This window comes from Anaeroplasma sp., from assembly GCF_034179385.1.
In the GTDB taxonomy this organism is placed as follows: domain Bacteria; phylum Bacillota_I; class Bacilli_A; order Acholeplasmatales; family Anaeroplasmataceae; genus Anaeroplasma.
The window spans coordinates 1-12,863 of sequence record NZ_JAXFPY010000052.1; the positions used below are offsets into that span (position 1 = coordinate 1).

The 12,863-nt window shown below is 30.0% G+C and carries 17 protein-coding genes; 14 read left to right on the plus strand and 3 right to left on the minus strand.

Annotated elements, in window-relative coordinates:
- Positions 1-402 (plus strand): hypothetical protein (locus tag SPJ17_RS03390; protein ID WP_321092774.1); only part of this gene is annotated, 402 nt, incomplete at its 5' end.
- 684 nt (positions 403-1,086) lie between these two features.
- Positions 1,087-1,971: an ECF transporter S component gene (locus SPJ17_RS03395; RefSeq protein WP_321092776.1), complete on the plus strand. Its 885-nt coding sequence runs from the start codon at positions 1,087-1,089 to the stop codon at positions 1,969-1,971.
- 20 nt (positions 1,972-1,991) lie between these two features.
- On the opposite strand, the gene SPJ17_RS03400 is transcribed toward SPJ17_RS03395, so the two are convergent.
- Positions 1,992-2,291 carry a hypothetical protein gene (locus tag SPJ17_RS03400; RefSeq protein ID WP_321092778.1) on the minus strand — a complete coding sequence of 100 codons (300 nt, stop codon included), beginning with the start codon at positions 2,289-2,291 and terminating at the stop codon, positions 1,992-1,994.
- A 123-nt stretch (positions 2,292-2,414) separates the two neighbouring features.
- Between SPJ17_RS03400 and SPJ17_RS03405 the strand changes: the two genes are divergently transcribed.
- From SPJ17_RS03405 to rsfS, 12 genes are all read left to right on the plus strand, one after another.
- Positions 2,415-3,710 (plus strand): hypothetical protein, encoded by a 1,296-nt coding sequence (locus SPJ17_RS03405; RefSeq protein WP_321092781.1) that lies wholly within the window; start codon positions 2,415-2,417, stop codon positions 3,708-3,710.
- Positions 3,703-4,014 carry a YolD-like family protein gene (locus SPJ17_RS03410; protein WP_321092783.1) on the plus strand — a complete coding sequence of 104 codons (312 nt, stop codon included), beginning with the start codon at positions 3,703-3,705 and terminating at the stop codon, positions 4,012-4,014. Before SPJ17_RS03405 ends, SPJ17_RS03410 begins: the two co-directional genes overlap by 8 nt.
- 219 nt (positions 4,015-4,233) lie before the next feature.
- Positions 4,234-4,383 carry a hypothetical protein gene (locus SPJ17_RS03415; RefSeq protein ID WP_321092786.1) on the plus strand — a complete coding sequence of 50 codons (150 nt, stop codon included), beginning with the start codon at positions 4,234-4,236 and terminating at the stop codon, positions 4,381-4,383.
- 83 nt (positions 4,384-4,466) lie between these two features.
- Positions 4,467-5,423 carry a carbohydrate kinase gene (locus SPJ17_RS03420; RefSeq protein ID WP_321092789.1) on the plus strand — a complete coding sequence of 319 codons (957 nt, stop codon included), beginning with the start codon at positions 4,467-4,469 and terminating at the stop codon, positions 5,421-5,423.
- Positions 5,423-5,875: a hypothetical protein gene (locus tag SPJ17_RS03425; RefSeq protein ID WP_321092792.1), complete on the plus strand. Its 453-nt coding sequence runs from the start codon at positions 5,423-5,425 to the stop codon at positions 5,873-5,875. Before SPJ17_RS03420 ends, SPJ17_RS03425 begins: the two co-directional genes overlap by 1 nt.
- Complete coding sequence (locus SPJ17_RS03430; protein ID WP_321092795.1) at positions 5,872-6,174, plus strand: hypothetical protein; 303 nt, start codon at positions 5,872-5,874, stop codon at positions 6,172-6,174. The genes SPJ17_RS03425 and SPJ17_RS03430 overlap by 4 nt, the downstream gene beginning before the upstream one ends.
- A gap of 503 nt (positions 6,175-6,677) precedes the next feature.
- Positions 6,678-8,312: a hypothetical protein gene (locus tag SPJ17_RS03435; protein ID WP_321092796.1), complete on the plus strand. Its 1,635-nt coding sequence runs from the start codon at positions 6,678-6,680 to the stop codon at positions 8,310-8,312.
- Positions 8,313-8,405: 93 nt separating this feature from the next.
- Positions 8,406-8,897: a hypothetical protein gene (locus SPJ17_RS03440; RefSeq protein ID WP_321092797.1), complete on the plus strand. Its 492-nt coding sequence runs from the start codon at positions 8,406-8,408 to the stop codon at positions 8,895-8,897.
- Positions 8,898-8,982: 85 nt separating this feature from the next.
- On the plus strand, positions 8,983-9,573 hold the full coding sequence (locus SPJ17_RS03445) for a hypothetical protein (RefSeq protein WP_321092806.1): 591 nt from the start codon (positions 8,983-8,985) through the stop codon (positions 9,571-9,573).
- Entirely contained in the window at positions 9,566-10,666 is a 1,101-nt protein-coding gene (yqeH, locus tag SPJ17_RS03450) for a ribosome biogenesis GTPase YqeH (RefSeq protein WP_321092798.1), read from the plus strand. The genes SPJ17_RS03445 and yqeH overlap by 8 nt, the downstream gene beginning before the upstream one ends.
- The gene (yqeK, locus tag SPJ17_RS03455; RefSeq protein WP_321092800.1) at positions 10,650-11,249 is read left to right on the plus strand and encodes a bis(5'-nucleosyl)-tetraphosphatase (symmetrical) YqeK; all 600 of its coding nucleotides are present in this window, start codon (positions 10,650-10,652) and stop codon (positions 11,247-11,249) included. The genes yqeH and yqeK overlap by 17 nt, the downstream gene beginning before the upstream one ends.
- Positions 11,224-11,553, plus strand: a complete 330-nt coding sequence (gene rsfS / locus SPJ17_RS03460) for a ribosome silencing factor (protein ID WP_321092802.1) — start codon at positions 11,224-11,226, stop codon at positions 11,551-11,553. Before yqeK ends, rsfS begins: the two co-directional genes overlap by 26 nt.
- Before the next feature lie 38 nt (positions 11,554-11,591).
- Here rsfS and SPJ17_RS03465 read toward each other — a convergent pair whose 3' ends face one another.
- Complete coding sequence (locus tag SPJ17_RS03465) at positions 11,592-11,729, minus strand: hypothetical protein (RefSeq protein ID WP_321092803.1); 138 nt, start codon at positions 11,727-11,729, stop codon at positions 11,592-11,594.
- A gap of 503 nt (positions 11,730-12,232) precedes the next feature.
- On the minus strand, positions 12,233-12,863 hold a 631-nt coding region (locus SPJ17_RS03470), incomplete at its 5' end, for a PDDEXK nuclease domain-containing protein (RefSeq protein WP_321092805.1).

Consider the following 12,863-nt stretch of genomic DNA (forward strand, 5'->3'; position numbering starts at 1 on the left):
CTTGTTTTCTCAACTTATACTACATGCAAAGAAGATTGTAGTAACGATATAACCCCCTGTATAAGTCAATTAACGGATGTAAAGTTATGGAAATATAACATTAAAACTGAGCAACTATCCTTAATAAAACAATTTAATGATTATACAATCTTGATTTCCTTTGATGATAACAATTACCATTATTATTATGATGGAAAACTATATTCAAATGATATAGAGGTGGAAGATGCTCCTAAGATAGAAGTTGGTGATATGTTCACGTATTATACTACGCAATCGCATCCAAGTCTTTGTCTAGAAGAAATCCTGAAATCAAAAACAAGTATAGCTTATATATCTGGTGAATTTTACGTAATTCATGAAGATATTAATAGTGATTTAGAAGAGTTTCATTGGCGTTAAAAGAATAAGTGGCCAGATAGGTGGCCCAAAAATTGCAAATTTTAACATTCTCTTTTGTCTTATTTAAGGGCTATTCATTTCTTTTTATGTATAGGTTATATTTAAATAAATATGACGATAAAAGGATTGAACAAAATGTAAGTAACTCTAAATCAAGGCTTGAAGCCATATCAAGAGTCAATTACTCATGAAATAGGTTCATTAAAAACTATAGTAAGGCTTATACATAATAGATTGTTTTTATGATGACAATAATCAAATCTATGGATATAAAGAGAATAATACTATATACTTCTATATAAGAGATGTATTAGGTAATATTATAGGAATTATAGATACTAATGGATTAATAGTATCTACATTTGCTTATGATGCCTATGGCAAATTATAAATCAAACAGGAGCGATACTTCCTGATGCTACCTATCTGTGTAACCTAAAAATAGGTAGCAGTATTGGTCTGGGAATGCCTAGAGGAGTTGTGATTTACAATCACAAAATCGATGCTTGGTAATTCAATTACAGGGTAGTTTACGGAAGAGAAAATAAAGAATATAATTCTTTTGAGAAATGAAAAAAAGTGTGAGTCAAAAGCTCACACATTTTATCTGGTGCCATAAAAATATTTAAAATTGGATATTTAAAAGGTATCAGAAAACTATATAATAATATGCAGGAGATGATTATGATGAATAAAAGAAAAGATTTTTTATTTAAATTAGTTTTAACTGCATTATTTAGTGCACTTGCCTTCGCATTAACCTTTGTAGCTGTACCATTACCTACAGGAGCTAAGGTACATTTAGGTAATTTTGTATGCGTGCTTGCAGGATTGCTTCTAGGACCTATTGTAGGTGGAGTATCTGGGTCCTTGGGTATGGGATTAAATGATATAGCCGGAGGATATGGTTGGGATACTATTGTAAGAACATTTATTGTTAAATTTATTTTAGGCTTTAGTGTTGGATTATTATTTAAATTATTAATTAAAAGAGATAAGGCAACCAAAATTACATTATATTCTTTAACAGGAGTATTCTTCCTATCCTTTTTAGCTACATTATTCTTATTTATTTTTGGTAATCCATATTATGATAAAAATGGGAATCTAGTTTATACCTCAAAGGGCTTTGAGATTTCCTTATTTGGAAATGAAAAGATATTAGAATTATCTGTATTAGTTCCTATATTCTTAGGAATATTCTTCCTAATTTTAAGCTTAGTTCTTGTATTTACATTCTTAATTAAGAAAAAGAATAAGGATAGAGAAAGAGTATATATTGCAATTTCAACGGTTACAGCAATTTCTGTTATAATTAATACCTTAGGTGAATTCTTCCTAAGATGGCTATTAAAGGGAATTGCGGTATCCTCAAGTGAGATAGCATTACTAGATTCTATATCTAAGATTCCGTCAAATATCATTACTGGTGTTGCAACGATTCTATTTGTAAGTATTATTTATTTACCATTATATTTAGCCTTATATCATGCAGGCTTTGATAAATATATTATTCATGCGGATGCCCAAGTTGAAGAAAATAAAGAATTAGAAATAAAAGAGGCCTAGACTTAAATCTAGGCCAATTTTTATAGTTGAATTCTTGTGATGGTTAATTCATTTTTATCCTTATTCCACTGTGTAGTATAGGTTAAGGATTTATGTCTTGGATGCTTATATAAAATGATTTCGTTACTTAAGGAATCGGATTCCTCAATGCCTAAGCTTGAGAATGCCTTTTCCATATCACTTTCTAAATCCTCATTTTCAAAATCCTTTGAATAAAAAATAATAGAATCTCCAGCCTGTAGCCCAATCATTTTTGCGGCAATATCTGTATATTCTAAAACATTAACCTCAACCTCTACAAGCTTTTTAACAATTTTCATAAGCCATACCTCCAACATCAATTATTATATACCACATTTTTCAAAATATAAAGAATAATATCTTTTCCTATAAGGAATTATAAAAAAATTATTGTATAATATGAATAAGAATGGAGGTATAAAATGGAAGAAAAAACTTATTTATGTATTGATTTAAAAACCTTTTATGCCTCTGTAGAATGTGTAGAAAGAGGCTTAGATCCCTTTACGACAAAGCTAGTTGTGGCAGACCCAGATAGAGAATCTACAACCATTTGCCTTGCTATATCCCCAAGAATGAAGGAGCTTGGTGTACATAACCGCTGTAGGCTTTTTGAAATTCCAAAGGATATTTCCTATATTATGGCAAAGCCTAGAATGAAAAAATATATTGAATATTCAGCAAATATCTATGCTATATATTTAAAATATATATCCAAAGAGGATATTTATGTATATTCTATAGATGAATGCTTTATGGATGTCACCTCCTATTTAAATATGTATCAAATATCCGCTTTTGATTTAGCCAAAAGAATTATCGATGACGTCTATAAAACCTATGGTATTACAGCAACTGCAGGAATAGGTACGAATTTATTTTTAACAAAGATTGCTATGGATATTGATGCGAAGCATAGAAGCGATAATTTAGGTTATTTAGATATAGAAGAATTCAAAAAAAGAATATGGCACCATAAGCCTATTACCGATATATGGCAAATAGGCTTGGGTACAGCAAAGAGATTAGAAAAATATAATGTGTATGATCTATATGGAGTAGCCCATATGGATAAGGATATTCTTTATAAGGAATTTGGCGTGAACGCAGAAGTGTTAATTGACCATGCGAATGGTATAGAGCCAACAACCATTAAAGAAATAAAAGAATATACACCAGAATCCAATTCGATATCCTCAAATCAAATCTTAGGCCATGGCTATACTTTTAAGGATGCAAGGCTTGCATTTTCTGAGCTTGTTGAAATGTCTATTTTAGATTTAGTGGACCGGGGAGTTGTTTGTTCTGGAATTTCCTTTGGTGTAACCTATAGAGAGGTTCATGAAAAGTGGAGCGAGGATGAAAACCCCTACAAAAGATTTATGCCTTCTATGCAATCCTTAAGGTTAGATGAATATGTAAATTCCTATAAAATCCTATATCCCTATTTTATGGAAATGTTTGATAAGAATGTAGACAGATCTGGCATTATAAGAAGTATTGCTATAGGCTTTTATGGTATTAAGGATGAATCCTATAAAACTTATGATTTATTTATGGATGAGGAGGAGCTAAAGAGAGAAGAAAAGCTATCCCATACCATTTTAGATTTAAAGAAGAAATATGGTAAAAATTCTATTTTAAAGGCTCAGGATTTAGAGGAATCTGCAATAGCGAAGGAAAGAAATTCTATGATTGGAGGACATAATAGTGAGTGATTTAAAAAGAGCGAAAATCTTTATGCCCTTTGATGCATTAAAGGGCTTTAAGGAAGCTATTCATGAAAAAGAAAGAATCCTAGTAGAAAAAAAGGAGCTCACAGAGGATGATTATAATAAGCTAAATCTTGCATTTTCAAACATTAAAAAGGGCTCTATGGTAAAGGTAGTTTATTATTCTATAGATTCTTATATTGAATTTACTGGCTTAGTTTCGGATATTAATCCATCATCAAGATATATCAAGGTAGTAAAAGAGAAGATTTTCTTCGATGATATTCAGGATATAACAATATTAGATTAGGTTATTATAGAAAGCAATGTTTGTACTTTCATGAAAAAAATAAATAAGTTTCATGAAAGTACATTTAATTTTTTATTGTCAATAGTTGTTTTGCACATATTTTTATAAAAAAATTTAATGAAATATTATGTTAATATTAAAAAGAATAAAATAATATATTTCCTCTTCCTTTTATAAAATAAATCACTATAATAGTTTTGAAAGGTTTGGGTGATTGTTATGAATGATGATGAAATATATTTTGATATGGATGAAAACATGGGATCCTATTATGATTTCAATCTTTTAGATTTATTAGAAGAGGATGCATATAACAATCCAAAGGATTCAAATCAAGACAAAGATAAGCTCGTGGTTAAATTAGGATAATTGAATTTAAAAAGCTCGCATGAGCTTTTTTTCTTTTGTTTTATTTTAAAATTTTATATAATAATGGCGAGAGGAGTGATTTCATGAAAAAAATATTAGCCATTGGTGAGGCCTTAATCGATTTTCTTGCAAATGATGTAGGCTTTAGTGTCAAAGATGTAAAATCCTTTAGCCCTAAGGTTGGTGGAGCACCTTGTAATGTTTGTGGTGCCGTATCTAAGCTTGGTGTGCCATCTGGTATGATCACTATGCTTGGTATGGATCAATTTGGGGATAAGATTATCGAATATTTAAAGGAGAATAATGTTTCAACAGAATATTTATATAGAACAAATGAAGCATCTACCTCCTTAGCCTTTGTATCTAAGCTATACAATGGAGATTCGAATTATACCTTCTTTAGAAATCCTGGTGCGGATATGCTATTAGAGCCAGATAAAATTAAGAAGCTATGGTTTAGAAATACCTATGCACTCCATTTTTGTAGTGTAGATATTGGACCATTTCCAATGAGAGAATCTCATTTAAAGGCGATAGAATATGCAAAGGAAAACGATGCGATTATTTCCTTTGACCCAAATATAAGATTAATGCTATGGAAAAGCGAGATATCCTTAAAAAATGCCATTCAACAGTTTATTCCACTTTGCCATATTTTAAAAATTTCCTCAGATGAGCTTGAATTCATTACAGGCTGTAAGGATATTAAGGATGCATTACCTCTCCTATTCCAAGGTACAGTTGAATTAATTATCTATACGAAGGCTAAGGATGGTGCTGAAGCCTACACGAGATTACATAGTGCCTCTGTTGATGGTATTAAGGTTTCTAATGTCGTTGATACTACTGGTGCTGGAGATGGCTTTATTGGCTCCTTCTTAGCACAGCTTGCGAAGAAGAGAATGAGCTTATCTGAAATTAGAAATCTAGATTCTAGAGCCTTATATAAGCTTTTAGATTATTCGAACCGCTTCTGTGCAAAAAGTATTACAAGAGAGGGTGCTATCGCATCCTATCCAAAAGAGGATGAGATGATTTAATGGATAAGGAATTTGTAATAAGCTATTATAATGGAAAGCATTATTTAAAGCTTGGTGTATATTTTATATTCCTACTTTTAACATTTTTAGTCTTTATCACCCCTATGGGTGATATAAGATATACCTTTTTATTCTTTTCCCTATTTTTACCTTTACTTATTTTTGAATTTATTTATTATCATAAAATCTTAAAAGAAATCCATAAGGATTTATATAAAACAGATATTATGCAAATTGCAAAAATGAGTATAATTGAAATGAAAAATAAAAATGTTGGAATTGAATTTCAAGGTAAAATGAAGGATAAAATCGTCATATTAAGGCTATACAATATGGATATTGCACATAGATCTATTATGGAGAATTTAAAAAGATATAAATATGTTGAAATGGAATATTATCCTAAGACAAATTTGGTTAGAGGATATCATTCTAGATTGGAGTTAAAATGAGTAAAGAAGAATTAAAGGGCTATATAGATGAAATACTTAAGGATAGAGATATTAATATATTAAGCTATCTACTTGTAGATATCGATTTGACTATGGAAATCATTAAAGAGTCAACGGATTTAGAATTCTATTATCTAAGTGATTATTTTGAAGATATTGCCTATATGTCTAATAGAAAGGAATTCATAGACTGTATAAGAGATAGATTCATAGAAATGAAGGATAATAGCCTAGATTTACTTCATGTATGTGATATGATTAAATATGCAGAGGATGTATTTCCTATAGAAGAATATTAATAGGGTAGTCTAAAATAGACTACCCGTCTTTTTTCTATTTCCTTTAACGCTATAATCGAGTGGTCGATCGGATATATGTGCATTCTATAGTAAATGGTGCATATAATATAGTAATCATAAGTATTGTTATGCGAATTATAATGAGTCTGAAATTAAAAAAATAGATGTGCATGATTCTAAATTTAGCTTACTCATTGGACGTATCTTAAATACAGATATCAGTAAAAGAAGAAAATAATTTGTTTTTTAAGAAATGGAAAAATATAGAAAAATATGATATAAAGAATTTAATTCCAATTTTAATTAAATCGATATGTAGAGGGGAGATCGTTTTTGGTTTAAGAATAAAAAAACGAAGAAATTTAATAAGGTCATGCTCATAGAAATGATAAGGATTTAAAAATATTTGTGAAAAATATAGGTTAAAAGAAATTCCTAAAAAGGAATATTAGGAAAATGCTATAATTTGTGGTAAAATTATTATGTCGAATGGAGTGGTATTTATGAAATTATCAAAAAGAATACTTTCTTTAGCCTTAGTAGGCTTAAGCGTATTGTCCTTATCCTCATGCTTAATCCTAGATGGTAATGGCACGAGAGTAAGGAAGGATTTAAGCTATACATGGGATGAGGAAAATTATGATGCCCTATTAAAGAATATGGATCGCTTTGAAAAAGCTTTAAAGGGAAAAAATGATTTTGAGCTTGTAGGGTCTTGGCTATCCGTTCAAAGATCCATTTATGCTTGTGCAACCTATAGAACGATTGAGCATATCAATTATGCTCAAGGAGATGATTCTGCATATGATAGATATATGTATTTTTATGATATTGTAGCCGAGGCATCGAAGTGGCAGGAAAGCTTATATCAGGATATGTATGATTCTGCTTATAAGGACCAATTCTTCCAAGGCTATACGGAAGAAGAAATACAAAAGCTTATCCATTCAAAAAAACCGGATGCCTATTATGAGCTTGAAAAGAAGCAAGAGGAATTACTTAAGGGATATAGGGATTTGACGGATGAGGAGATTCAAGATCATACGGCAGATATCTATTTAGCCTTAGTTAAAAATTATAAAGAGGAAGCAAAGCTATTAGGGTATGATTCTTATATAGATTATGCATATAAGGATATCTATGAAAGAGAATATACTCCATCTGAGGTATCTACCTTCAATGGATATGTGAAGGATACAGTATTACCTTTAATGCAAAATTTAAACAATTTGAGAGAGGATAAGGTAAATGCCTTAACAGATGAGGAAAAGAATAGATTGAATTCCTTCCATCAAGCAAATTATAATACGATGATAGAGGATATTAAGGATTATGGTACATTTATTGGTGATTCCTATAAGAATTCTTTAGATTTTATACTCAAGGATGGCTATATAAGGCTAGGTGGAGTAAATGCGAATATCGATGGTGCCTTTACAACCTATTTATTCATGGACTCCCTAGATCAGCCTATTATCTATTTTGGTCCAAGCTACCAAAATACACTAACCTTTATTCATGAATTTGGTCACTATAATAATTTTATGGTAAATGGTCCAGGCGCAATGAGCTACGATTTAGCAGAAACCCATTCTCAAGCCAACGAATTATTATTCCTTGCATGGCTTTCTAAAAATGATAATTCCTTTACACCAAATGTAGTTGATGTATTACATATTGATGAGGTTTTAGATGCATGTAGAGTAATCATTTTAGCTACTATGGTCAATGATTTTGAATATAGGGTATATCATTCTAGTGATACACTTTCTGTAGATGATTTTGATATTTATTATCAGGAAGCCGGAGATGCCTTAGGTGGATATGATACCATTATGGATGCCATTTATGGTGAGAATAAGACAAATGTTACGGCTTATTGGAAAAGAGTTGTATTAGATAATCCATGTTATTATATTAGTTATGCAATGAGTAAGATTCCATCCTTAGAAATTTATTCCTATGCAAGAAATGATCTTGCTTTAGCAAGACAAAAATATAAAAAGACCTATACACTTGAAAATGATTTAAAATTAACTGAATTTTTAAGAGTGCTTGAGAATGCAGAGCTTTATAGTCCATTTGATTCTAAAGCATTTGATTTGATTGAAACTTTAAACATTATTGAAACGAATTAATATATTTTGTATTTCTATTCTATGAATTTTATCTTTAAAATTGATTATGAATACAATTTGAATTATAATTATGCTTAGGAAAGGAGTTTACAAATGAAAAAATTATTAAAATACTCTGGATTCATTTCTTTAGTATTGGTAGTAGTAGCATTCATCTTAATGATGGCTACAAATTCTGTTATTGTAGGTAGCGGTAATCACGTAATTCGCTATAGTGGAGTAAATGCTATCTTCGGTAATAAAGATTCCCTATTAGCACCTAATCCATCTGTGTTAGCTTTACTTTCTTGGATTTTCATTCTTGTAGGTTTAGTTATCGTATTATTAGGTATCATTCTACCTTTATTAAAGGTTCATGCACTAGAGAAGTTTGCAGGCCTATTAAACTTAGTTGCAGTATTATTATTCGTAGTTGCAGGTGTATTCATGTTCATCGTTGTACCTACATTTGCTTCTGCAAATAGCTGGCCATCAACAAACGATGTACATATCGGTGCTGGTTGGGTTATTGGTGGTATTCTATCTATTGTTGGTGGAGTAGTCGCTATTTTACCTGCTGCTGCAGATTTCTTAGGAAAGAAGTAAAAGAAGATGAAAACAGACTTCGGTCTGTTTTTTTCTGTTTTATAATATAAAATATTATAATTATAATTCTTTTCTTTTAAAAAAAATAAGGTATAATACAAGCGAGGTATTCTTTATGATTAAAATGCTTATTCCAGATTATTATTATAAATCTATATATGATATTCCTTTAGAAGAATTATATGAAAAAGGAATAAGACTTATCCTAACGGATTTAGATAATACTTTAATCTCCTATGGAAAAACAGATCCAAGTGAAGAGCTCTTTGAATTTAAAAAGAAGATTTTAGATTTAGGATTTGAATTTATATTAGTATCGAATTCAAGAAAAAAGAGAGTCGATCATTTTGCAGAGCTTTATCAAATACCTTATGTTAAATTTTCAACTAAGCCTTTAAAAAGAGGAATTTTAAAGGCTATAAAAAAGGTTGCAAAAGGGGAATATAAAAGAGATGAAATCTTACTTTTGGGAGACCAATTAATGACGGATGTCTTAGGTGGTAAAAGATGTAAGATTCAGGTTTGCTTAATTGAGCCTATAGATAAAAGAACAGATATATTATCTACAAGAATAAATAGAGGAATTGAATCCTTCTTCTTAAGAAGAATAAAGAAAAAAAGAAGAGAAGAATATGATTTATATTTAAAGGAATTCGCAGGTGAAAAAGATGATTGAAAGAAAATGTAAGGGCTGTGGTGCAATACTTCAGGATCAAAATCCAGAGGAAAAGGGATTTATTCCAACACTTTCAAAGGAAAGTAGATATTGTAAAAGATGCTTCCGTATGATGCATTATAATGAATTGCCTAAAATTGTTGCATCAAACAAGGAATATGAGCATGTCATCGATGATGTTATAAGAAAGAATGGATTAATTGTTTTTGTTGTGGATATTTTTGCCTTTAAGGCAACCTTCAATAAAAAAATGATTGATAAATTAAGAAATAAAAATGTCATTTTAGTTGCGAATAAATATGATGTATTTCCACATTCAACGAATGTAGAAAATATAGTATCCTGGCTAAGCCACGAATGTGAAAAAATCTTTTTTAAGGTTGATGCTATTCATATTGTATCCTCTAAGAAGGGATACTTCATTGAGGATTTAACAAGAACCATTGATCTTGCAAGAAAGGAAAGAGATGTTTATTTTGTTGGATGTGCCAATGTAGGTAAATCCTCCTTAATTAATGCATTATTAAAGAAGAATACCTCTATTACAGATGATGTTGTATCTACATCTGTAATTCCAGGTACTACCCTAAATGAAATAAGAATTCCATTCTTTAGTGATAATAAGGCATTTATCGATACACCAGGATTAATTAATCCATCGGATGTTTTAAATGTATTATTACCGGAATCCTATAAGAAGATTATTCCAAATAATGAAATGAAGCCTCTAACCTATCAAATTACGAATGGTAATTCGATTATGCTTGCAGGGCTTGCAGCCCTAAGCTTTACCTCTCATGAAAAGATTTCTGCAATTGTATATGCATCAAATGATTTATATATTCATAGATGTAAAACAGAAAGAGTAGAGGAATTATTCAAAACACAATTAGGTAAGCTTTTAAATCCACCTTTAGAGGCTGAGGCATCTAAAATGAAATATAAGACCTTATTTGTTCATTTAGATGGCCAAAGAAAAAGAGATGTATGGTTCTCTGGCTTTGGCTTTGTATCGGTTATTGGAGAATGTGATATTGAGGTTAAGGTATTAGAATCTACGGAGGTTTATTTTACAAATGCAATTATCGGATAAGGCAAAAGCCTTAGTAGAAGAAAAATATAAGGATGGTCATAAAAAAAGATTAGAGCATATCTTTGGTGTTGCTTTAATGGCAGAGTTCTTAGCAAAAAGATATAATGTTGATGTTGAAAAGGCTAAAGTGGCTGCCTATATGCATGATTATTCTAAATATGATGATCCAAAGGATGCTTTAGGTATACTTACAGAGGAGGAGATTAAGGAATGTGAGGAATATCCATTCCTATATCATGCCTATTTATCTGCAGAAGCATATAAAAGGCTTATGGACTTTGATATAGATATTTATAATGCTATTAAATATCATGTCTTTGGTAGACCAAATATGAGTATGCTAGAAGCAATCATAATGATTGCAGACTATACAGAAAAGAATAGAGTGTATCCATCCTGTATAGAGGTTAGAAAAATATTAGTTGATGATAATAATCTTAATTTAGCGATATATGAATCCTTAAAAAGAACAATAGAATTTGAGGAATCTCTAGGCCATAAGGCCCACCCTCTGCAAATTAAGGTTAAAGAAGAATATAAAAGAAAGGTTTTAGAAGATGAGCTTAGAAAAAGTAATAATTGATTGCCTTGAAAAGGTTAACGCAAAGGATATCTTAGTATATGATACTAAGGAAAGAAGCCCATTTTATGATAAGATGGTATTAGCTTCTGTAGATTCAGCACGTCAAGCCACATCCGTAATTTCTTACATTGAGGATGAATGTGCTAAAAACAATTTCGATGTAAGAAGTATTGAAGGCAGAGAATCTCCATGGGTTTTAATCGATTGTCATGATGTCATTGTTTCTATTTTTACAAAAGAAGAGCGTGAGCATTTCGCAATTGAAAAAATCTATATGGATGTGCCAGTAAAAAAGTTAAATTAAAAAAATGCCCTAGCATTTAGTTGTTGGGGCATTTTATTCTATACATTTAAAATATGAATGCCGTATTTCTCTAGCAAATCTAAAATAGGCTTTGCAGCACTTTTTTCTGCAACCCAGGTAAAACCCATTTCACAAGAACCAGCACTAGTAATAACTATAACAGCTATTTCTTTCAATAATCGTTGTCAAAGTAAGGTTAGATTTGATTCTTAAATAATATTTTTCAGCCATAGATGTTGTAATTTTGCAATCATTTTTATCGAACCTTTCGACAAAAATACCATCTATATGGCTATCATAGGATATATACCAATCTTTAAGTATATTTTCTATATTTCTATCTATAAATTAATCGACAGCAAATATATAGCATGATATCATTGTATTATTAATTAGAATACATAGTAAAGGGGATTCATTTTATTTTCATATTCCTAATTTGCACAGAGTTGGTACTAAATGGCTTAGTATCAACCTTTTTAATTTCATTGAAAATCACCATCCACGCTTTAATTAAAAATTTACGCATAATAATACGAAAGGATTTTTTAGTATTTTGCAAATAATATGCAAAGTATAAAATGAAAAAAGTATTGGTTATACATTAAGTATTTTGATTTTTCCTATAGCTCCCGATTCAATAGATTCTCTGAATTTTCGCGGATAAAAACCGAGAATATTATTCCTCATTTAACTTTCTTTCTAGATACTCTGTTAATTCTTCAATCACCTTATACTTTGAAATTGCTAAATTTTTAGTATTCTTAAGTGTTGTTTTACATACAACACTATTAGCTTCACTACATAGTACAATACCAATAGTAGGCGAATCTAAATCGCTTTTGACATAGTCATCAATATAATTTGTATAGAATAATAATTGCCCTATATATTCAGGTTTGAACTTTGTTGTTTTTAATTCTATAACAACATATGAATGACTAGGAATATGATAGAATAACAAATCTATTTCATATTCTTTATCATCAATTGGTAGTTTATATTTTTCTCTAACAAATGAAAATCCTTGACCTAGTTCTAAGATAAATTTTTGAATATTAGATAATATACTATTTTGTAATTTCTTCTCGGAAGTAATATCATTTACTCCTATAAAATCCAAAACATAAGTATCTTTTACAATTTCATTTAATTCAGTATTAATAGATACTTCCCTATCTTGTATAGAAATATCTGGATTAATTAAATATCTTTCATAAGCTTTAGCTTTAAATTGTAATTCTACTTGGCTTCTTGACCATTTGTTTTTATATGTTTGTTCAATATACCATAACATTTCTTTATGAGAA